The organism is Syntrophobacterales bacterium, assembly GCA_019429105.1.
GTDB lineage: Bacteria > Desulfobacterota > Syntrophia > Syntrophales > UBA5619 > DYTH01.
In genome coordinates this window covers 1-21358 of record JAHYJE010000041.1, presented here as the reverse complement: position 1 = coordinate 21358, position 21358 = coordinate 1, and the positions used below count along the sequence as shown (strand labels likewise).

Here is a 21358-nt window from a genome sequence, read left to right as displayed (position 1 = left end):
TAACCATGACCCGCCAAAATGAGGTGCTTCATAAGGCAAGGGCAATGCTAAACGAATAATTACGTCTAAGATAATTTTGCAAAATGAATGATTACCTATGCTTGGCAATTAAAGTGGTAAAGATGGGATAAAGTAGCCGTTGAAAAGTGAGCTCTTCGCGCTCCGGGAGGGTGACAGAAAGAAGTATCTGTGACTCGCTGACCCGACACTCTGTACGTTCAATATCTGGAATCGTCTATGCCTAAGCTTCAACGAGTCTGTCCCTTTTCAAGAAAAGCCTGCAGGGAGTGCGGTATCTTCCGCGGCAGACACCTCAGCCTCTGTAAGTACCCGCAATATCAGGAACATCGTTGGAACAGGGAAGACTTGATCGCAGGCAGGCAGACGATTGAGAAACCCGTATCCACAAATGGCAGCATCAGGTTTGAGTTTCCCGATCTTCCCCAAGAAACCGGCCTGGCTGGCAAACCTTGAAGACTGCACCGAAAGGAGAAATGGATGATACACGACTTTACCTACCTGAGACCGGGAAACGTGAAAGAGGCTCTCGCGATGCTGGCGCAACACCGTGACGACGCCAAGATCATCTGCGGAGGGCAGTCTCTATTGATCATCATGCGGCAGGGCCTTGTCGTGACGGAGTATCTTGTTGACATCAAAGGGCTCGACGAACTGAACTGCCTCATCTATGATCCCCGGGCCGGCCTGAAGATCGGCGCCACGACCACCCACCGCACCATCGAAAAATCGCTCCTCGTCAAAGAAAAATACCCCGTCCTGGTCGCTATGGAAGAGAAGCTCGCCTCCATCCAGGTGCGCAACTGGGGGACAATCGGCGGCAATCTGGCGCACGCCGATGCGGCTGGCGATCCGGCTCCGGTCCTTATCGCCCTTAATGCAACGGTAACGATTGCATCGAGCGCCGGCGGGCGGTCCGTGCCCCTTGAGGAATTCTATCCGGGACTCTTTGAGACGGTTCTCTCGCCGGACGAATTGGTAACGGAGGTGCTCGTTCCTCCTCCTCCCGCGCATACCGCAACGGCCTATCAGAAATTCAACCTGCTGGAGAGCGATCAGGGCATCGTTGCCGTGGCTGTCTCGCTCGGCGTCAGCGGCGCAGGCATCTGCCAGGATGCGCGGATTGTGCTGGGCAATGCGGCTCCTATCCCGATCAGGGCAAAGAATACGGAAAAGTTATTGATCGGGAACAAACTGAACGAGGAAATCTTTACGAAAGCTGGCGAGACGGCGGGGGAGGAAGCGGATCCGGTTGCCGACATCCATGCCTCGGAAGCCTACCGGCGCCACCTGATTGCGGTGTTGACCAGGCGGATGACCAAGAAGGCCTGGGAGCAGGCCTGTCAAGTGTAGAAGGAGGTATTGCACTATGGAAAAACAACTGCTTCGCTTTTTGGTAAACGATCAGGAATATGAACTCTTCATCAATCCCAAGACCCTCCTCGTAGAGGCGCTCCGGGATCATCTGGGCTTCACGGGAACGAAGCGGGGTTGCGACACGGCATCGTGCGGTGTCTGTACGGTCATGGTCAATGGAATGGCGGTCAAGGGTTGTTCAGTGCTTGCCGTGCAGGTGAACGGCATGAATATCACTACCATCGAGGGTCTGGAAAAAGACGGGAAGCTCGATTCGGTCCAGGCTGCGTTTCTGGATGAGGGCGCCTACCAGTGCGGCTTCTGCACCTCGGGGATGATCATGTCGGCAAGGGCATTTCTGAACGAGACTCCGGCTCCGAAGGATACCATGGATATCCGCCGCGGCATCGAGGGAAACCTCTGCCGCTGTACGGGATACAACAGTATCGTACGGGCAATTGATGCCGTGGCCAAAGGCAAGTACAGGGAGGGCGCGTGATGACAGCGAATAAATATTCCGTCCTGAATACACGAGTTCATAATGTAGACGGTTATGCCAAGGTAACGGGCAGGGCAACCTATACCTTTGACGTGAAGCTGCCCGGCATGCTTTATGGAAAGATCCTGAGAAGCCCCCATCCCCATGCCAGGATCATCTCCATTGATCCGACCGAAGCGTTGAAACTTCCCGGAGTAAAGGCGGTGGTGACCGGCAAGGATACCCTGGGAGTGAAACAGGGAATCTGGAGGCGTTATCCCGAGCTGTGCGACGAGCAAATCCTGACCATCGAGAAGGTTCGTTACATCGGGGAGCCGGTGGCGGCAGTGGCAGCCATAACCGAAGAAATCGCCGAACAAGCGCTCGACTTGATTGATGTGCAGTACGAAGTGCTTCCCTTCGTTGACGATCCCATGGAAGCAATCAAGAAGGAAGCCCCCATGATCCACGAGGGTGTGGAGAGGAATGTGAATGTTACGCGCCACATCGAGTGGGGCGATGTGGAGGAGGCATTTGAGGAAGCGGAGTATGTCCGGGAAGACTGGTTCAAGTTGGGCGGCCAGGCGCACATGTGCATGGAGACGCGCGCGACCGTGGCCAGCTACACCTCCGATAAGAAGCTGACCGTCTACACCTCCACCCAGTCGCCGTATTACCACCAGGCGCTGCTGGCCGGCGTACTGGGACTGCGGGAAAGTGATATCCGGGTCATCGCTCACTACGTGGGCGGCGGTTTCGGCGGCAAGTTCGAACTGGACGCCTCACAGTTCTGCGCCTCGATCCTTTCCATGAAATTGTCCAAACCCGTGAAGATCGTCTTCACGAGAGAGGAGGATTTTGTCGCCACCAAACGGCGTACCCCCATGTACTACTATGTGCGTACCGGCGTGAAGAAAGATGGCACCTTCTGTGCGCGGGAAGCCCGGGTATTTTCGAATGGTGGAGCTTACACGGGGATGGGCGCAACGGCACTCTACCTGACCGGCTTCTTTCACTCCTTCCCATACAAGTGGAAGGCCTACCGTTACGACGGCTACCGGGTTTACACCAACAGCCTGCCCTCCACGTCCATGCGCGGTTTTGGCGCCCCGCAGGCCATGTTTTGTTCCGAGCAGCAGATAGACTGGATCGCCGCCGACCTGGGGTTGGATATTATCGAAATCAGACGAAAAAATGCGCATACCACGGGATACGAGGTCCCGGGTCAGGCCACCATCGGAAGCTGCGGCCTCAACCAGTGCCTCGACAAGATCGAACAGTGGATCAAGGACAGGGGTAAGCTCCCGAAAAACAGGGTCATCGGCATCTCCGCCGCGGGCTTCATGACCGGCGGCATCTTCAACTGGTTCGACACGCCTTATTCCTTTTCGTCGGCCGTCGTGACCATAAACTACGATGGGGTTGTGGAGCTCCATGTGGGCGCCCAGGACATCGGTCAGGGTTCCAATACCACCCTGGCCATGATCTGTGCAGAGGCGCTGGGAGTCAAATTAGAGAACATCAAGGTGCATTCCGGCGACACGGACCACTGTCCGGCAGACCTCGGGGCATGGGGATCCCGGCAAACGCTGATGGCCGGCAATGCCACCAAGATGGCCGCGGAAGATGCCAAGAAGCAGCTCCTCGAATTCGCGAGCGCAAAATTCGGCTATAACATCGTTTACGACGTCGATATTAAGGATGGATGGGTATACAACGTCGCCAGGCCCGAAAGAGGCATGCACTACGTTGATCTGGTCAAAGAGGCGCTTCGGGGCAAAGACGGCCAGCGGATTGTCGGCAGGGGTCACTACACGCCACACCGCAAGGGCATGATCTCTCCCGCCTACAGCTACATGGTGCAGGCCGTGGAGGCGGAAATCGACGCGGAAACGGGAAAAATATCGCTCCATAATTGCGTTACGGCCCACGACTGCGGACAGCCGATCAACACGCTCGGCCTGATCGGTCAACTCGAGGGTGCTGCCTCCATGGCTGCCGGTTACGGCTACCTCGAGAATATGCCCGTTGAGGATGGCAAGGTCATGAACCCAAATCTGGTTGATTACAAGATCATTCGAGCGCCTGATATGCCCGAGTGCGAGATCATCGAGATCGACACCTATGAACCGGAGGGGCCCTACGGAGCGAAGGAGGCCGGTGAGGGCCTTACGAACCCGACTGCGGCAGCCCTCGGCAATGCGATCTTCCACGCCACGGGCCTCAAGATGAAACAGGCGCCGATTATGCCCGAAATGATCGTAAATGCCTTCAAGGAAAAGAAGAAAGGGGGAGGAACACCATGAGCTTAAAATGTCCCGTTTGTGGAAAGCTGAAAAAAGATCCCGTTGACTGTGCAAGACATATGTTTGGAACGGGTGACAAGCCACACAAGGCGTGGTTCGAAGCCCAGGGATTGTCTTACATAGACCTGCTCCTTTCGCAGGCCACCGAGCCCGGCAACAAGGCATACATCGAGGTAGGCGGGCTGATCGCCAAGGCACAGCAGGGATAATCTTCAGCCGCCTTTTTTCATGATGAGAGGAAGACAATGATTATCGAAGGAAAGTTGACGGTCAAGGCGCCGATCCAGAAACTGTGGGACATGCTGCTCGATCCCGCAACGCTCGGCTCGTGCCTCCCCGGCGCTGAAGGGATCGAAAAGATTGATGAAAAGACATACGATGCCGTGGTAAAGCAGAAGGTAGGCCCCATCAAGGTTACGCTCAAATTCAGGAATGTCCTCACTGAAGTGCAACCGCCGCACCGCCTCGTGCTGGAAGGCGAGGGAGAAGATATCACCAAACTCGGCCACATGAAACAGAAAACAATCGTTGAACTCAGCGAGATCGGCGACGGTAATGTGGACGTGTCATACAAGTCCGATGTGGCTATTGTCGGCAAGCTTGCCATGTTCGGTGACCGGGTCATGAGGAGCAAGGCCAAGGACGTGGAAAAGGAGTTTACGCAGAACCTTCAGGAGAAACTCAAAGGGAAGGCGTAAGAGGACCGGTATGTCATTGCCGCAGCCCCTTTTTCTTCAATAACACCCTGGCGGGTGCGCCGTCGCCATTTGATATCTTGATCGGCAGGCAGATCATATCATATCTGCCCGCCGGTACGTCCGAGAGATCAAGACCCTCAATGATGAGAATGCCAGCGCCCAGGAGCTGCATGTGAACGTAGCGGCCGTCCTTCTTGTATCCGCCGATCGACAGGTAATCAATGCCGATGGTTCGGACGCCCCTGGCGACGAGATAATCCGCCGCATCCGCCTCGACATAAACGAATTCCTCGGTAAATGTCTCCATCCAAAGTATTTTCTTTTCCGAGTTTAGCGTCTTCAAAAGAATTCGTTCCCCCCGTCTTATCCTGTGCCTTTCAAGTTCGGCCCTTGTCACTGCGCGGGGGGCTGCGATGTCGATCACCCTGGCGGGACCGATCAGCGACGCAAAAGTAATGTCGTCGGTTCCCCTCTCCCCGTTCAGAAAATGTGCGGGGGCGTCGATATGGGTGCCGGAATGAGCGCCCATCGTGATCTGCGAAAGGTTGACCGTATCGGCCTTGTCCATGTCCCGGACCCGGTCGATCAGGACGGCTGGATCGCCCGGCCAGTGGAGCATGCCGGATTTCAGCGTCAGGGAAACATCGATCCATGGATTGTTGATCATGATGGTTTTCCTCCAGGAGGATTGTTATTCGCATATTTCGAATATTTAGGATGGCCGCATTCCGCATAAGCATTCAATTTTACATATTTGTTGAGATATTCCTGTACAGCGAAAACAAAGGCAGCATGGCTCCAGGTCAACGGCGATACGGAAACGGGCTCGCCGGTATGCGGGTGAATCTGCTCCGCGAGAACCCCGCTGGGGAGCGCCCGATCCGTAACCCACGATAGGATCTCCAACGCTTTTCCCAAATCTTCAGCCGAACCGGCCTTGGCAATATAATATTGCGCCATCCACAACGTGCAGATGATCCGGGGATTTCCCGGAAGGCGATCATCGATCTTATGATAGATATCGCCCTCGTAACGGGCAAGGCCGCCGATAGCAGTTTGGCACCAGAGTTTTTCGTGGACCTGACGCATGGTTTCCGATACCCGCTCGTCGTCGGGCGGAAAGACGCCGAAGGCGAACAGGCTGTAAAGGCTGGCATCGACCGTGTCATCGACTACCTGAGAGCCATCCTTGTTGAAGGTGATCATTCGGGCAAACCGTTTTTTCTCTTTCAGATAGAGGTGGTGGGTCAAGGCATCCTTGACCTCCGCCGCCGCGGTTTCATAACCATGCCCAATATCAGTCTCCCCGAAGGCATGGGCGAAGTTTGCCGCCGCCAGGAGTCCTGCGTAAACGGAACAGGCCGTAAAGGTCAGGACCCCTCTCCGTTCTTCCCAGAGGTCATAGCTGGGCAGGGGAAGCTTTGTGACAGAATCCCGGTACCGCAGCATGAAATCCGCGCCGTTTTTAACCAGTCGTTTGTACAAGGGCTTGATGAATTCTATATCCTTATAGATGCTGAAATGATGCCAAAGTGCCCAAATCACCAGGGCCGTCTCGTCTTCCTGGATGGGCATCTGCTCCTGACCAGAATGAATCCAGGGATGCCAGGAGCTTCCGACAGCGCCGGTAGGGGTGTACTTATGTCGAAAATAGCCTTCGGGAGTAATTACCCGTGAACAGAAATTGAAGAAATCCCTCGCGAGACCGAAATATCCGGCATCATCGAGCGCCAGGGCGATCAGGGCGCCGTCCCTGGTCCAGACGTAGCTGTACGTATCCCGATTGAATTGCATGTTGTCGGAATCGTTCGCCGCCAGTATGCCGCCGCGATTGTCCGTCTGGGTTCTGATAATGAGCAGGCTCTGCCGGTAAAGCCGGGCGATTTTTTCCGGGATCAGATGGTAGTTTAATCCTTCCTTGCTGACCCACAATTTCCAGTAATCGGCGGTGCGCTTGAAAAGGACCTCCGGTGTTTTGCCCGTGACAATTTGATTCAGAAGGCGCACCTCTTCCCAGGTTTCCCCGGCGCAGATCCAATAGAAAAACGTTTCCTTGGCCGCGGGTTCAATCAGCAGCCGCACACCCGCGACGGAATCCACGGACCCCTGGGCAATCGGGTTTCCCCCCAGAACGCCGTCCTCGGCATCCATCCAGGTTCCCAGCATCGATCCCTGCTCCTTGACGCCCATCGCATACTCGCGAATTCCCGTTTCGCCCTTGGCGTGGATATTGATGAGGAAATAGCGGTCATCCTTGTAATGGAGAAGACATCGGGCATCGGGCCGGTACACCGCCGTATCGCCGATTTCCGTGCCGGAGATATGGAAGTCGTGATTGAAAAAAACCCTGACATCCTGCGGCTGATCGGTGAGATTTTCCACGGTCATTCTCTTGAGATAGATGTTTTCATGAAAATCCACCCAGTCGTTGGCCATGACCCTTATCCCGAGCTTTACATTCTCAAGGGTGACGGCCGTCACCAGGGTGTCTTCGAGATAATGCTGCTGTATCTCCCATTCCTCCGATACCCAGGAAAAGGCGCCGGCGACCCAGAAGCCTAGACGGAAAGGATGGCCGTTGGTGTGGTTTTCTTTTCCTACACAGGGGAAATAGAGATCTCGAAGCAGATAATTCCGGTCAAAGGCGACCAAAAGATTGCCGTTTCCTACGGGGATATCTCGGGGCATAAAATCTCCTTTGCTGACCAATTAGCCTTCAAGGCAGCTTCTTCTCTTTGACCGCATGCCCGCCGAATTTGTTTCTCATAGCGGCAAGAACTTTTGCGGCGAAACTTTCCTTTTGCCTGCTGACAAGGCGCATTTGAAGCGCAAGCGTGATGACGGGGGCGGGCACATTTTCATTGATCGCCTCGGCGATGGTCCAACGCCCCTCGCCGCTGTCCTCCACCCAGCCTTCGATTCCGCTCAGATCATTGCTGTCGGCGAAGGCTTCGGAGGTCAAATCCAGGAGCCAGGATCTGACAACGCTTCCATGGCGCCAGATTTCGCAAATCTGGTGCAGGTCGAGAGGGAAATCCTCTTTTGCCTTCATGATTTCGAATCCCTCCGCGTAGGCCTGCATCAAACCGTATTCGATGCCGTTGTGAACCATTTTGACGAAGTGCCCCGCGCCGCAGGGACCGACGTGGCCCCAGCCTTTCAGCGGATCCGGGGCAAGGGTTTCAAAAATAGGTCGCAGTCGTTCTACAACCGCCTTCTCTCCGCCGATCATGAGGCTGTACCCTTCCTTGAGTCCCCATACCCCTCCGCTGGTGCCCACGTCGACAAAATGGATTCCCCTTTCCTTCAGGGAAGCGGCCCGCCTCACAGAATCCTTGTAGTTGCTGTTTCCGCCGTCGATAATGATGTCTCCTGCGCTGAGAAGTTCCTTTACGGATTCCAAGGTTTTTTCGGTAGGATTTCCGGACGGCGCCATGAGCCAGACGACTCGCGGTGGGGATAACAGGGTTTCAATATCGGATAGATTCTGTGTAACTTCGGAGACCGCCCCCCGGGCAGCCTGGAGGGCTTTTTCCGCAGGATCATAGCCCACGACGCGATGATTGCCCCGTATCAATCGAACAGCCATATTCAAACCCATTTTCCCCAATCCGACCATGACAAGTTCCATCTTAGCACCTCCTTACCTGATGGTTATTTGGTTGCAATCCGTTTTTTATTCCAAATGGCTCCAGGAAAAACCGTCCCGGGAAAGCAGCGCGTCCGCTTCCGGCGGTCCCCAACTGCCTGCATGATAATTGGGAAACGTTGCAGGCGGCAGATTCTCCCATCGTTTGACAATCGGATCGACAACCTGCCACATCGCTTCGACGCCGTCCTGCCTCGCGAAAAGGGTCTGATCGCCCCGCAGACAATCGAGGAGGAGCCGCTCATGGGCGGAATGCCGGTCGCTTTCAATGGCCTGATCATAGCGAAATTCCATCATGGCGTTTTGCGGATGGTTTCGCATTCCCGGGTTCTTCACGCTGAAAGCAAAGGAAATCTTTTCTTGGGGCTGTAACGTTAGATGGAGGGTGTTCGACTCCAGCGTATCGCAAACGTTCCTGAAGAGCTTTAAGGGGGGCTGTTTGAAAAGAACAGAGATTCGCGTTGCCCGTTTCGCCAGGCGTTTGCCCGCTCTGAAGTAAAAAGGGACGCCGGCCCACCGCCAGTTGTCGATAAACAGCTTCCCTGCACAAAAAGTCGGCGTCAGGGATGCAGGAGAAACGCCGGATTCCTCCCGGTAAGCCTTGACGACCGTACGTCCAATTTTCCCGCTGCCGTATTGCCCGCGGATGATGAACTGATTGATGAACTTCTCGTCCATCGGCCTGATCGTGCGAAAGACCTTCACCTTCTCGTCACGGACATCATCCGCTGCAAAACCGACGGGCGGTTCCATGGCTACCAGGGCAATCAACTGCATGATATGATTTTGCACCACGTCCCTGACCACCCCGGTTTCTTCATAGAAGCGACCCCGGTTCTCGACGCCGATCTGCTCCGACATGGTGATTTCAACGTGGCACACATAGCGCCGGTTCCAGAGGGGTTCGAAAATACTGTTGGCAAAACGAAAGAAGAGAAGATTCTGGACCGCCTCCTTGCCCAGATAGTGATCGACGCGATAGATTTGGTTTTCATTGAATACTTTCAAAATAAGGCTGTTGAGCCGAACGGCCGATGGGCGATCCCTGCCGAAAGGTTTTTCCATCAGAATCCTCGGCTCATAGAGATTGCCTGCAAGCCGATTACGTTCCAGCATGTCGATAATGACCGGCGCCGCGACGGGGGGCACGGCGAGGTAGAAGAGCACATTGAATTTTTTGCTCCGGTCTTCATGGCAAAGAGTTTCGATGATTTTGAAGAGCGTCCGATAGCCATCAACCTGGTCAAAGGGGGATGAGAGGTAACGAAGATGGGCGCTGAAAGCGGACAGATCGGCGGCTGAGGGCCGCGTGTCGGAATATTTCCGAATGGCTTCACGTACCCATTTTCGATACTGGCTATCATTCATTTCAGGAAGACCGAAACCGACCACGGGGAAATCATCCGGCAGGAGGCCATCCCGGTAGAGGTGAAAGAGCGAAGGCAGGAGCATCCTTCTGGCGTAGTCCCCCGCTGCGCCAAAGATCACCAGGACAAAAGGCTCCGGTTTGACGGGGACTGCGCCTTCATCGCATTTTATCTGTTTATGCATGAAACGCCTCATGAGCAGTATTTTGCTTCCCTCAGCAGCGATGGATCAACATCAAAGAACTACACTGCCGATCGAATCGCTTATGACGTGATTTGTGACGCCGTTTTCTTTCGATAATCAATCAGTTTGATCGTGTCTGTCGCCGTCAAGCGGCCGATCGGTCCCGTGCTGTAAACGGCGTTTTCGATGGTGCCATCCGGCCGGATGATGAATGCGGTTGCATGGAGGAACCCTTTCCGATCATCGAAAAAGGCCCCGGTCATCCCGGCAAAATCTTTTGCATCCATCCCGTATGCCAACGAAAAGGTCAGTTTACGGCTCTCAACCATCTTTTGGGCATCTTCCAGGTTATCCACAGCGGCGCCGATGATTCTTATGCCCTTCTCATTGAATTCATTCATATGGCCTTGAAAATCAGCTAACTGCTGATGGCAAAATGGTCACCAGCGTCCTCGGTAAACCAGCAGGACGCACCAGGTTCCCTCATCCTTCCGGGGCAGCATCAAGGATGTGCCGTTGGTAAGGTTGAAGTTCATCTTTGGGAAAAGATCGCCGCTGTCGAGTCTCTTCATTTCAATATGCGCCATGATATCCTCCTTTTACAATGGCTTATTGCTGATCATCCGGCAGGGTGCAGGCCCTTCCTTTCAGGCTGAACAACAGCTTGAGAATGCTTTTTGTCCGGTCGCCAAACAGCTTGTCCGCAAAGACCTGTCCCGCGGCGCGCTTGGAAATCTCCGACAGGGTGGGATAGACATGGACAGCGCCGGCCATGGCGGAGAGCTTTACCCCGGCTGACAGGGCAATGATCCACTCATGAATGAGTTCACCCGCATGGGCGCCCATCATCTGGCAACCGAGGAGTTTGTCGTTTTTATCCAGGAGGATCTTTATCTTGCCTAATGTTTCACCTTCTGCCTGGGCGCGGTCATTGTCTTCGAATGGCTCCTCGATAATCCGAAAGTCCAGGCCTTCTTTGCGGGCGCGTTTTTCGTTGAAGCCGATGCTGGCCACCTCCGGGTCCGTATAGGTGCACCAGCCGATTTTGCCGTAGTCCACTTTTCGGGGGAGATGCAGGATCGCATTGGTCAGGGCGATTCCCGCCTCGTATCCTGCAACGTGGGTAAAAGGAAATTGACCGTTCACATCGCCGCAGGCGTAGATATGAGAGATGTTCGTCTTAAGACGATTGTTGGTGGTAATGCCGCGCGGGTTAAAAACAACTCCAGCTTTCTCAAGAGACAAGTCGCCAATATTGGGTTTCCTGCCTGTTGACAGAAACAGGGCATCCCCTTCGATCACCGTGGACGGACCCTCTTTCGTCTCGGGGCCGACAGTCAACAGAATCGCAGGGCCTTTCGATTCCACCTTCAGTGCTTTGGTCCCCGTGAGGATTTTCACCCCTTCTGCTTCAAAGCGGGCCTTGAGGATTTCCGCCATGTCGGCATCTTCCGGCCCCAGAATCTGATCCATGAATTCAACAATGATCACTTTGGAGCCCAGACGCGCAAAGGCCTGGGCGATTTCCAGGCCGATCGGCCCGCCGCCGAGCACGATTAGACGTCCGGGCAGGGTCCTCTGCGAGAAAACCATTTCGTTGGTCCAGAAGGGGACGGCTGCAAGACCCTCGATGGGGGGCACGACGGGGCTGGATCCAGTGGCGATGATCCAGTTTTTTGCCGCAATCCTCTTTCCGTCCAATTCCACGACGTGGTCGTCGGCAAAGGCTGGGCTGCCGAAACGGACCTCGGCCCCAAGCCCGCAAAACCGCTCCGGGGAGTCGTGATGCTGGATTTTCTCAATGACCGCCTGTACGCGATCCATAACGGCGCCCAGGTCCACGGGAGGCAGCGTTAAAGCTGGAAGGCCGAAGGCTTTTGACCGTCCGGCGAGATTCCATACGGCCGCCGTGTGGATCAGCGTTTTCGAGGGGACACAACCGTAATGGAGGCAATCGCCTCCAAGTTTCGACGATTTCTCGATCAGTATTGTTTTTGCCCCGAATTGAGCGGCGCCGGCCGCCGCCGTCAAACCAGCCGCCCCACCCCCGATAATCCCCAGATCATATTCAAAGCTTGCCATAATTCCTCCTTAACAGCGTTTGTTGTTGGATGTTGCTTTTTCTTCACCTTAATCAATCGATACGAATTCCATGGTTCCATTTCGCTTTAACAGTATGAATATTGTGTGGCGCTACCCTTGTCGTCGTGGTATAATAAACGCCATTCGTCAGGCCGACAGAGGCAAAGGTGCCGCATCCCCTTCACGGCTCGCCCTTCCGGCAGTCGGGCAGAGGGATATGCAGGTCTCTTGGCTCTGAGGTCCGGCGCACCACAAAGGGAGCAGGGATGCCGATCACAGAAAACCGTACAATCCGCGTCAAACTCATGGCTGCACTCGGCCTTGCGATCCTCTTCGGCGGCATCTACTGGTTCCTTTTCCGATCCGGTTTCCTGGAAACCGTGTGCGACTGCGCCAAACTCCACGGACAGGTCCTCCAGTGGGGTCTGCTGGGACCGCTCGCCGTCATCGGGCTCATGACCATGGCCGTCGTAGTCAGCCCGATCCCAAGCGCGCCGATCGCCCTTGCCTCAGGGCTGGCCTACGGCCATTTCTGGGGGACGATCTATATCGTAATCGGCGCGGAGGCGGGGGCCGTCATCGCCTTCTTCATCGCCCGGAGCCTCGGTTACGAAGCGATGAAAAAACGTTTCGGAAACCGTCTCTCCGTCGGCCTGCTCGGTTCCCAGAATGCCATGACGGGGCTTGTCATGGCGTTGCGCCTGATTCCCTTCGCCTCCTTCGACATCGTAAGCTACGCGGCCGGGCTGACTCCCTTGAAACCGTGGCGCTTCGCCCTGGCGACCCTGGTCGGGTTGATCCCCGTGAGCTTTGCCCTGGCCCATTTTGGCGGCGAATTGGCCGGTATCGACTTCAACCGGATCACCTTGATCGCCTTAGCCCTCGGAGCTGTCACCCTCATCCCCATCCTTGCGATTTACATCCGCCGCCGGAAAGGATCTCCCGATCGGTCGAAGGTGCTCCCTCCGGGTTGAACTCCGGTCGAGTCGGGCTCATCCGATCCGGAGGGCCTTCGATGCAGCGGTGAATTGTTCAAAGGGAAGTCCACTGCCTTTATGAAATCCGCCCCGCCATTTTCGCAGAAAGTCCATGGTACGCGAACGGCTGAAGGCGGTGTTTCCATGTCTGGCCTGAAGGTCTGCCAGGTCTTTCTCCGTATCAATATCATGCCATGCCGGCGACTCGTGGAGCCGATATCCGCGGTTGCGGAGCCGGGTCCGGGTGATTTCAAAGACGCTGTTTTCTCCCCAGGGTATCTCGTTGAAAACAGCAGGCTCGAACGTATCGGAACGAAACCCGATCAGATAGTAACCGCCGTCGAATGCAGGTCCGACCACGGCCCCCTGCCCGCTCTCCAGGGGCTGGAAAGCCTGCTCGACAATCTCCGCGGTCAGATCCGGAGAGTCGCTCCCGATCAGCAGGGCCGAAGCAAACCCCTGCGCAAAGCAGGAGCGGAAGGCGTTCTTCATTCTGTCTCCGAGTCCTTCGCCTTCTTGGGGGGTGTAGCGGAACCGTCTGCCGAATCGCTGCCTGATCTCGATCTCCCTCTCCGCCGGTGTGAAAAAAATCTCCAACTGGTAGCTTCCCGGCGCCAGTGTCTCTAACAGATCGTCCACGAAATATCCGTAAAGTTCTGCCGCGAAAGAGTCGCCGTACACATTAGCCAGCCTGGTCTTGACCTTGCCAGGCTCGGGATAGCGGACAAAGACCGCGAGGCGCCGGTTCGGTTTCGGCGGAGGGTTCAGCGCCATGCCCGTCCCCCCTTTTCCAGCGGATTCAGGATCATCTTCCAGAATCGGGCATACCGGACATCCAGAAAGCCCGTAAGACCAATGACCATCCCCTCCCGGCCCGCCGCCGGTTCTGCCTGGTATGTTCCGAAGAGCCGGTCCCACCAGGAGAGGTTGAACCCGAAGTTATGATTGGCTTCTTTCCGGAGTGAGGAATGATGAACGAGATGCATGTCGGGAGTCACCACGATTCGCCGCAGCAAGCTGTCTAGTCGTGCTGGGATTCGGAAATTGCCGTGGTTGAACATGGCCATGCCGTTGAGAATGATCTCAAAGAGGATGACGGCCAGGGCGGGAGGACCGAGGAGAGCCACCGCGGCCATTTTAATCAGCAGCGAGAGCACGATCTCCAATGGGTGAAAACGGAGCGCCGAGGTCAGATCGAGGTCCAGATCCGTGTGGTGCATCCGGTGGAGCCGCCAGAAAAGAGGAACCCGGTGAAACAGCACGTGCTGGACGTAGATGAGCAGATCGAGCGCCAGAATGCCAAGCAGGATGGAAACAGTTTCCGGGAGCGGGACGATGTTCAGAAGCCCCCATCCTTTCCGCGCCCACAGGAGTGCCATGCCGACGGGGAGGATTGGGAAAAGCAGGCGCGGAAGGAGGCCGTTCACGAGGTGGATCGAAATATTTCCGAACCACCGCAAGGGCTTCTTCACAATCAGCGGACGTCTTGGGGCAAGGGTTTCGGCGATGGCAATGACAATGAAGAGGAAAAGGAAGCAGCCTATGCGGATGGCGGCTTCGTTCTGGGGAAAATAGAGTTGAAAATTGATATCGGGAAAAATCATCCCTGCCGTCCTATTTGTAAAACCGGGCGAGCCGTTCCGGCGCGACTCCGCAAAGGTAGAGACTCATCAGAAGCCAGTTTCGCAGCGTCCCGAATACCAGGCCCTCTTTTTCCCAGCGGCGCGCCGATGTCGTCGCCTGCTCCCGGAAAATGACGATCCTCTTTCCATCCCGCTTGATCCTCCTCATGAGGTCCACATCCTCCATAATCGGGATCTCCATAAACCCTCCGAGGGTCCGAAAATAGGAGGCCCTGATGAAGATCGCCTGATCCCCGTAGGGGATTCTCGTCAGACGCGAGCGCAAATTGGCAACCGTTTCGATGACCCTGAGGGCCATTCTCCGGGAATCGATGCGCAGATCGAAGGCTCCGCCGACGCAGCCTTCATCCTGCATTACTGCAGCAATCCTTTTTAAAGCAGTGAACGGCAAAACTGTGTCGGCATGGAGGAAAACGAGCACGTCACCTGTGGCGACTGTTGCGCCCCGGTTGAGTTGCCTGCCCCGGCCTTTTTCAAAAAGGAACTTCTGAACGGAGCCGTCTCGTATCGCCGCGAGCGTTTCCCCTGCCTCCTGTCCGTCAACCACAATGATCTCGGCGGCGTCTCCACCAATCCGATTGCGGAGAGTTTCGATCGTCTGGTTGATGACCGCCTGTTCGCAAAACACGGGGATGATGATGGAGACCGGGCATTTCAAATTCGTGAAGACAGCCCTCCTTATTTGGCCATGCAATAGAGGCAATTGCAAAACTCTCACATTCTGTCATTCCCGCAATGATTTTAAGCGGGAAAACGAAGTTTAATGTTCATAATCTGGTTCTAACTGCTTGAAAAACCGTATTCCCGATAGAAGCATTGTGTGCATTAAGCTCCGTTTTCGGGAATGACAAATAGTTTTGCAATTGGCTCAATAATACGACTTATTCAGATTGTTTTTTTTATAGAGTGCGCATTCGGCGCAGATGCATCCCTTGCTCTCATCGATACATTTGCTTTTCTCAAAGGCGCAATACATGCCTTCCATCCTCCAGCATGAAAATGTTGCAAAACATAAAAACGTGTATATCGTAGTAAAGCATTGTATAGTATAACGCAATAAAAATTGTAGCGGGAAAAATGGTGGGAGCGTTTATGAAAACCTGGAAATCGGTAATGCGATTGCTGATCAGCACAGAACCGGCAGGCCATCGTCGAATGTCCCTGCCACTGAGACTTGAAAACCGGAAGGAGTTTTTCATGGCCAGGCTTGATCAGATACCCGAGTCCATGCGTTCCCACTTGGCAAACCTTCCTTGCCCTTCATTCCAAAATCACCCGTGGGCGCCGGGAGGGGTTTTATCACAACGGCGGATTTCCATAATCTCTACCGCGGGACTTCATCGCCGGGTCGCTGCATTGCTATCGTGTCGGCGGCAAGCGCGAAAGGCGATTCAGAAACCAGGATTTGCAGGACTACCTTACTGATCAAGAGAGGAGATGCTATGGAAACCTATTACGATCCGCAAGACCTGGGAGCATTCAGTGAGATCGGCAAGGATGCGCCGGAATTGGCCAACAAATTCTTCGACTACTACGGTGCAGTCTTCGCCGAAGGTGCGCTGACCGAACGGGAGAAGGCGCTCATCGCGCTGGCCGTCGCCCATGCGATGCAGTGTCCCTATTGCATCGACGCCTATACCAAGGCCTGCCTGGAAAAGGGCTCCAACCTGGCGGAGATGACCGAGGCCGTTCACGTCACAACGGCCATTCGCGGCGGCGCTTCGCTGGTGCACGGCGTACAGATGCGGAAAATCGCGGAAAGGCTTTCGTTGTGAGTTCAGATTCGCAAGCGATTCGGAGATGTGTTTCACCGGAAACGGTGGCAGTTTTCGAGCCTTTTGACAGGAATCTGGCCCGGTGCGGGCTAAACCTCGTCCGCGGGAAGACCCTTGCCCTTCAGATAAATGTGGGATACCTCTGCGACCTGCGCTGCCGACACTGTCACCTCGAAGCCGGACCGGAGCGCCGGGAGGTTATGACCGGCGAGACCATGAACGATCTCATCGACTATGCCTCCCGTGTCTATTTCGAGACCATCGACATCACCGGTGGTGCGCCGGAACTGGTGCCCGGCATCCGATCCTTTCTCGCCCGCCTTGCTCCGCTGACCCGGAGGCTGATCCTCAGGACAAATCTCGTGGCGTTGCGGGAAGAGGCGGCATCCGGCCTCATGGAATCCTGCCGGGAGATGGGAGTTGCGCTGGTGGCATCATTCCCCTCAATCAATAGCGCCCAGGCCGATGCCCTGCGCGGCAATGGAATTTGGGGAAAAAGCCTTGATGTTATGAGAGACCTCAATCAATTGGGGTACGGCCGTCCGGGCAGCGGATTGACGCTGGATCTGGTAGTCAACCCTGCCGGCGCATTTCTGCCGGGCAATCAAGACCAGGCGGAGAGAAGATTCAAGCAGTCTCTGGAGCGGCACGGCACCCTGTTCAATAACCTCTACAGCTTTGCCAACGCCCCGCTCGGCCGTTACCGGACCTGGCTCGAACAGTCGGGGAATCTTGACCATTATTTTAAGACCCTTTTCGAATGTTTCAACCCGGCGACCATCGAAGGGCTCATGTGCCGCTCCCTGATCTCCGTTTCATGGGACGGCACCCTCTATGACTGTGACTTCAACATCGCCGCAGGACTTCCTCACGGCGCCGCGAAAGTCCATGTCTCGTCCATGACGGGCTTTCCCGAAGAGGGTGCAGTGATCGCGACCGGCGACCACTGCTATGCCTGCACGGCAGGGGCGGGCTTTACCTGAGGGGGAACGATTACAGCCCGGGCTGGGTTGCCGGAGGCGGCGTTGCCGGAAAAGCTATCATGATGAAAACGTTGTCTAAAACGGAATGTCATATCCTGTCCGCAGACATCGGCGGAACCAGCAGCCGCTTCGCGCATTTCACTGCCGATGAACAGGGGAATCTCGATCTGGTTTCACTTGTCTGGATGGCAACCTCCGCTGCAGGTTCATTTGCAGACCTTCTGAAAAATCTGCGGCAGAGCGACTTTCCATTCGATCCGAGGCAAGCCGATATCGTCGCTATCGCCGTTGCGGGACCGATCACGGGAGGCGTCATAGGCAATCCCCCGAATATCCCGTGGGAAGTAGACATTACCCACGCCGAGCGCGATCATGGATTCCGGCGGGCCATCCTGATGAACGACTTTGTGGCACAGGCCTTTTCCTGTATTTCGCCCATCGGTAAATCCGCTGAGATCATCCTGGCAGGCACGCCAGAACCACTCTCTACGATCGCCGTCATCGGGGCGGGAACGGGGCTGGGCAAGGCCATGCTTGTGCCGGATGAAAGAGGCAGCTACAGCGCCGCTCCTTCGGAAGGGGCGCATGCCTGTTTTCCTTTTGTTGGCGAGAAAGAATATTCCTTTCAGCGTTTTTTGATCAGCGCGCGGCAGGTCCATTACGCAACATACGATCATGTGGTCTCCGGAAGAGGGTTGACCGCTATTCATGAATTTCATACGGGTGGTTATCTGGAGCCTGCGCAGGTGGTGGAAGAGTTTCCCCGCCATCCCGAGACTCTTGAATGGTTCGCAAGATTCTATGGCCGGGCATGCCGGAATTATGCACTCGAAACCCTCTCCCGCGGCGGTCTCTACATCGCAGGCGGCGTTGCCGCCAGGAATCCCGAGGTCGTTCGTCACGACTCTTTCAAGAACGAATTCAGGGATTCCGCTACGATGGCCAATGTCCTTGCCAAACTGCCGGTGTTTCTCATCAAAGACCAGAACAGCGGGCTCTGGGGCGCGGCAATGAAGGCAGACGTGACATTGGCAAGGGATAAGTCATAGCAAGGATATGACATAAAGCATGGTCAGGACGTCGAGCGAAAGAATCATCGAATAACACATGTTCAATACATTACAATGGCAGAAGCGATGAAAACACTCATCTGTATTGACAGAGATGGCACAATCATTCACGACACCAGAGATCACCTTTTTCTTGGGAAAGACGATGATTGGCGATCTCAGGTGCGAATTCTTCCTCACGTCGTCGAAGGGCTGAAACGTTTAAATGCGCTTTCCTCATCGGCGATCCATATGATAACGAATCAGCCCGGCGTGGCCATCCTCGACTATCCCCTTCTCACAGAAGACAGGGCGCATGAAGTCTGTTCGCATGTTATCGAGACGTTAAGAAAATGTGGAGTGAAAATTAGCGGCTATTTTTTGTGTCCCCATGCGAATCCAGTTTACGTAGAGAGACATCCCGAGTTCACTTATGATCAGAATCTCGTTCATGACTGTCATTGTATGAAACCATCGCTTGGAATGGTCTTTAATGCGTTGAAGGCAAATAAGTTGACTCTTGAGAATGTGAACCTTTATGTCATCGGAGACAGGGCTACCGATGTTCAGACAGCGTTGAGTGCGGGTGGAATCGGAATTCTCATTCCCTTTGCAAATGAACCAGGGGAGGATGAAAAAGTTGTGGCCTTTGCCAAGCCGGGTCGAGTGTTTATTGCCGGCAATATGGAGGAGGCCGCAGACTTCATTGTGGGCAGAGGATCATGAAATATTTCGGATAATCCTCCGGTTGATAGGTCATGCTTCAGCAGACGGAAGACTTGTAATTCTTTGGAAGGGAGACATTTGCGATGCTATTGGCCATCGGGGCTGATCATGGCGGGTTCCATTTAAAAACCCAGATCATCGCCTTTGTCCGCGGGCTCGGTCACCAGGTGCAGGATCTCGGCACCCATAGCGAAGCCCCCGTGGACTATCCGGACTACGCCCGGGCTGTCGCGGCAGAGATCACGGCAGGCAGAGCCGAGCGAGGCATCCTGATCTGTGGCAGCGGTGTGGGCGCCTGCGTCGCTGCAAACAAATTTTCCGGAATCCGCGCCGCCCTTTGTCATGACAGCTTTTCCGCCCATCAGGGGGTAGAAGACGATAATGCAAACATTCTCTGCCTCGGTGCGCGCGTCGTAGGGGGTGAACTTGCCAAGGATATTGTCAGGATTTGGCTGGCCTCATCATTTTCAAACGCAGAACGGCACAAGCACAGACTGGCAAAGATTGAGTCCATAGAAAGAGAGAGTAACACCAAGGAAATTGAAAGAGTGGGAGGTACGATAAGCGGATGACGAAGATCGACAAGCTCTGTATCAACACCATCAGGATGCTATCCGTAGATATGGTCCAGGAGGCAAACTCCGGTCATCCGGGCCTGCCAATGGGTGCAGCCCCCATGGCCTACGCGCTCTGGACCAGATTCCTCAGGCATCACCCCGAGAACCCGAAATGGCCCGACCGCGACCGTTTTGTGCTCTCGGCCGGCCATGGCTCTGCGCTCCTCTATTCTCTTTTACATCTCACCGGGTATGATTTATCCCTGGAGGAATTGAAACGATTCAGGAAATGGGGAAGTAAAACTCCGGGCCACCCTGAGTTTGGAGAAACTCCGGGAGTTGAAAGCACGACAGGTCCTCTGGGGCAGGGCTTCCCAAACGCGGTCGGCATGGCGATCGTAGAACGTTCTTTGGCTTCCAGGTTTAATCGTCCAGGTTACGACATCGTAGATCACTACACTTACGCAATGGTGAGCGATGGCGATCTCATGGACGGGGTGGCCGCCTTTGCCGCATCATTCGAGAGCTTGATGAGCAGCATTGAAAACAAAAGAAAGCGGCTCCTGGCGCAGTGAGAACCAATGGAGGAAGGGAATGACTAAGGCTCAAGCCATAAGGGAAGCGGCATTTGGTCGGGAACTGTCCAAGAAGCATTTTACGGTCGCCATTTTCGGGTCGGCTCGAATCCAGGAGAACAACCCGATCTACATGCAAGTCGAACTGCTTGCCCAATCGATCGGATCCCGAGGCTATGATGTCGTCACCGGCGGCGGTCCCGGTATTATGGAAGCGGCCAATAAAGGCCACCGGGAGGGAAGAAATAACCACCACGTTCATTCGCTCGGTTTGAACATTAAGCTCCCCATGGAGCAGCCGGTGTGACAATGGTGGAGACTTCGTAATAATCGCATGTCGCGTAGCGCGACATCAGAAAGGGTATCATGGTGAAGAGCATTGCAGAGAAACTGGGAATCGGCAAGACCCGGGAGGGCCGCTCCGAAAGCCCCAGCTTCGCGGGGGAAAAAAGGGCACGGCACCGCGCACTGGGCATCATCTTCCGGCTTCTCCCGCTACTGACCGCCCTGATGGTGGTCGCGGCCGGATCGGCCATGGCGCAGGAGTTCGACCATGGGTATCATCTCTACGATGGCGCGCTGAAGAAATACGTGGATAACGGGACGGTGAACTACACGGGGCTCAAGACAGACGCCGGGGCGCTCGATCGGTATCTCACCGATGCGGCCGCAGTGCCGGAGAACCAGTTCAAATCCTGGACCGAATCCCGACAGTTGGCATTCCTGTCCAACCTCTACAACGCGGCCACGCTGCGTTTGATTCTCGATCACTATCCAGTAAAAAGCATCAAGGATATCGGTAGTATCTTTAACCCTACAACGATACATGACTATTCATTTTCAACGCATCAAGTTTTCGTTTCCTATGAGAGAGATATGCCCGGTGGTTCTTCATTTGTATCCATAAGACAAGGTCAATGAGATCAATAGCATCA

General features: G+C 54.9%; 25 protein-coding genes. 14 read left to right on the top strand and 11 right to left on the bottom strand.

Going from position 1 to position 21358, the window contains the following annotated elements; all coding sequences use genetic code 11:
- The first annotated feature begins 498 nt into the window (after positions 1-498).
- Genes K0B01_12385 through K0B01_12365 form a run of 5 tightly spaced genes read left to right on the top strand, consistent with a single transcriptional unit; the run spans position 499 to position 4856 of the window.
- A complete protein-coding gene (locus tag K0B01_12385) occupies positions 499-1371 on the top strand; it encodes a xanthine dehydrogenase family protein subunit M (protein MBW6486936.1) in 873 nt (290 codons plus the stop codon).
- Between the two features lie 16 nt (positions 1372-1387).
- Complete coding sequence (locus K0B01_12380; GenBank protein MBW6486935.1) at positions 1388-1873, top strand: (2Fe-2S)-binding protein; 486 nt, start codon at positions 1388-1390, stop codon at positions 1871-1873.
- Positions 1873-4158, top strand: a complete 2286-nt coding sequence (locus tag K0B01_12375; protein MBW6486934.1) for a xanthine dehydrogenase family protein molybdopterin-binding subunit — start codon at positions 1873-1875, stop codon at positions 4156-4158. Before K0B01_12380 ends, K0B01_12375 begins: the two co-directional genes overlap by 1 nt.
- A complete protein-coding gene (locus tag K0B01_12370) occupies positions 4155-4367 on the top strand; it encodes a hypothetical protein (GenBank protein MBW6486933.1) in 213 nt (70 codons plus the stop codon). Before K0B01_12375 ends, K0B01_12370 begins: the two co-directional genes overlap by 4 nt.
- 36 nt (positions 4368-4403) lie before the next feature.
- The gene (locus K0B01_12365; GenBank protein ID MBW6486932.1) at positions 4404-4856 is read left to right on the top strand and encodes a carbon monoxide dehydrogenase subunit G; all 453 of its coding nucleotides are present in this window, start codon (positions 4404-4406) and stop codon (positions 4854-4856) included.
- A gap of 13 nt (positions 4857-4869) precedes the next feature.
- Here K0B01_12365 and K0B01_12360 read toward each other — a convergent pair whose 3' ends face one another.
- The 7 genes from K0B01_12360 to K0B01_12330 all read right to left on the bottom strand — a co-directional run bounded on the left by K0B01_12360 (position 4870) and on the right by K0B01_12330 (position 12138).
- Entirely contained in the window at positions 4870-5523 is a 654-nt protein-coding gene (locus tag K0B01_12360; protein MBW6486931.1) for a cyclase family protein, read from the bottom strand.
- Positions 5520-7544: a glycoside hydrolase family 15 protein gene (locus K0B01_12355; GenBank protein MBW6486930.1), complete on the bottom strand. Its 2025-nt coding sequence runs from the start codon at positions 7542-7544 to the stop codon at positions 5520-5522. Before K0B01_12355 ends, K0B01_12360 begins: the two co-directional genes overlap by 4 nt.
- A gap of 28 nt (positions 7545-7572) precedes the next feature.
- Positions 7573-8487, bottom strand: a complete 915-nt coding sequence (gnd, locus tag K0B01_12350) for a decarboxylating 6-phosphogluconate dehydrogenase (protein ID MBW6486929.1) — start codon at positions 8485-8487, stop codon at positions 7573-7575.
- 45 nt (positions 8488-8532) lie between these two features.
- Positions 8533-10056 (bottom strand): glucose-6-phosphate dehydrogenase, encoded by a 1524-nt coding sequence (gene zwf, locus K0B01_12345; protein ID MBW6486928.1) that lies wholly within the window; start codon positions 10054-10056, stop codon positions 8533-8535.
- 80 nt (positions 10057-10136) lie between these two features.
- Positions 10137-10457: a peroxiredoxin family protein gene (locus K0B01_12340; protein ID MBW6486927.1), complete on the bottom strand. Its 321-nt coding sequence runs from the start codon at positions 10455-10457 to the stop codon at positions 10137-10139.
- Between the two features lie 39 nt (positions 10458-10496).
- Positions 10497-10643 (bottom strand): hypothetical protein, encoded by a 147-nt coding sequence (locus tag K0B01_12335; protein ID MBW6486926.1) that lies wholly within the window; start codon positions 10641-10643, stop codon positions 10497-10499.
- Positions 10644-10665: 22 nt separating this feature from the next.
- Positions 10666-12138 (bottom strand): FAD-dependent oxidoreductase, encoded by a 1473-nt coding sequence (locus K0B01_12330; GenBank protein MBW6486925.1) that lies wholly within the window; start codon positions 12136-12138, stop codon positions 10666-10668.
- 266 nt (positions 12139-12404) lie between these two features.
- On the opposite strand from K0B01_12330, the gene K0B01_12325 reads away from it, so the two are divergent.
- Positions 12405-13112 (top strand): TVP38/TMEM64 family protein, encoded by a 708-nt coding sequence (locus K0B01_12325; GenBank protein ID MBW6486924.1) that lies wholly within the window; start codon positions 12405-12407, stop codon positions 13110-13112.
- Positions 13113-13130: 18 nt separating this feature from the next.
- Here the strand turns inward: K0B01_12325 and K0B01_12320 are convergent, their stop codons facing one another.
- The 4 genes from K0B01_12320 to K0B01_12305 all read right to left on the bottom strand — a co-directional run bounded on the left by K0B01_12320 (position 13131) and on the right by K0B01_12305 (position 15743).
- The gene (locus K0B01_12320; protein ID MBW6486923.1) at positions 13131-13889 is read right to left on the bottom strand and encodes a TIGR04282 family arsenosugar biosynthesis glycosyltransferase; all 759 of its coding nucleotides are present in this window, start codon (positions 13887-13889) and stop codon (positions 13131-13133) included.
- The gene (locus tag K0B01_12315; GenBank protein ID MBW6486922.1) at positions 13880-14719 is read right to left on the bottom strand and encodes a sterol desaturase family protein; all 840 of its coding nucleotides are present in this window, start codon (positions 14717-14719) and stop codon (positions 13880-13882) included. The genes K0B01_12320 and K0B01_12315 overlap by 10 nt, the downstream gene beginning before the upstream one ends.
- Before the next feature lie 10 nt (positions 14720-14729).
- Complete coding sequence (locus K0B01_12310; GenBank protein ID MBW6486921.1) at positions 14730-15476, bottom strand: TIGR04283 family arsenosugar biosynthesis glycosyltransferase; 747 nt, start codon at positions 15474-15476, stop codon at positions 14730-14732.
- Positions 15477-15626: 150 nt separating this feature from the next.
- The gene (locus K0B01_12305) at positions 15627-15743 is read right to left on the bottom strand and encodes a DUF2769 domain-containing protein (protein MBW6486920.1); all 117 of its coding nucleotides are present in this window, start codon (positions 15741-15743) and stop codon (positions 15627-15629) included.
- 457 nt (positions 15744-16200) lie between these two features.
- Between K0B01_12305 and K0B01_12300 the strand changes: the two genes are divergently transcribed.
- The 8 genes from K0B01_12300 (at position 16201) to K0B01_12265 (ending at position 21344) form a co-directional block, all read left to right on the top strand.
- Positions 16201-16533, top strand: a complete 333-nt coding sequence (locus K0B01_12300) for an arsenosugar biosynthesis-associated peroxidase-like protein (protein ID MBW6486919.1) — start codon at positions 16201-16203, stop codon at positions 16531-16533.
- Between the two features lie 44 nt (positions 16534-16577).
- Positions 16578-17516: an arsenosugar biosynthesis radical SAM protein ArsS gene (gene arsS / locus K0B01_12295; GenBank protein ID MBW6486918.1), complete on the top strand. Its 939-nt coding sequence runs from the start codon at positions 16578-16580 to the stop codon at positions 17514-17516.
- A gap of 59 nt (positions 17517-17575) precedes the next feature.
- On the top strand, positions 17576-18565 hold the full coding sequence (locus K0B01_12290; protein MBW6486917.1) for a glucokinase: 990 nt from the start codon (positions 17576-17578) through the stop codon (positions 18563-18565).
- Between the two features lie 87 nt (positions 18566-18652).
- Positions 18653-19291 (top strand): HAD-IIIA family hydrolase, encoded by a 639-nt coding sequence (locus K0B01_12285; protein MBW6486916.1) that lies wholly within the window; start codon positions 18653-18655, stop codon positions 19289-19291.
- Between the two features lie 83 nt (positions 19292-19374).
- Positions 19375-19863 (top strand): ribose 5-phosphate isomerase B, encoded by a 489-nt coding sequence (rpiB, locus tag K0B01_12280; GenBank protein MBW6486915.1) that lies wholly within the window; start codon positions 19375-19377, stop codon positions 19861-19863.
- Positions 19860-20423 (top strand): hypothetical protein, encoded by a 564-nt coding sequence (locus tag K0B01_12275; protein ID MBW6486914.1) that lies wholly within the window; start codon positions 19860-19862, stop codon positions 20421-20423. The genes rpiB and K0B01_12275 overlap by 4 nt, the downstream gene beginning before the upstream one ends.
- A 19-nt stretch (positions 20424-20442) precedes the next feature.
- Positions 20443-20730, top strand: a complete 288-nt coding sequence (locus tag K0B01_12270; protein MBW6486913.1) for a hypothetical protein — start codon at positions 20443-20445, stop codon at positions 20728-20730.
- A gap of 59 nt (positions 20731-20789) precedes the next feature.
- Positions 20790-21344, top strand: a complete 555-nt coding sequence (locus K0B01_12265; GenBank protein ID MBW6486912.1) for a hypothetical protein — start codon at positions 20790-20792, stop codon at positions 21342-21344.
- Positions 21345-21358 lie beyond the last annotated feature (14 nt).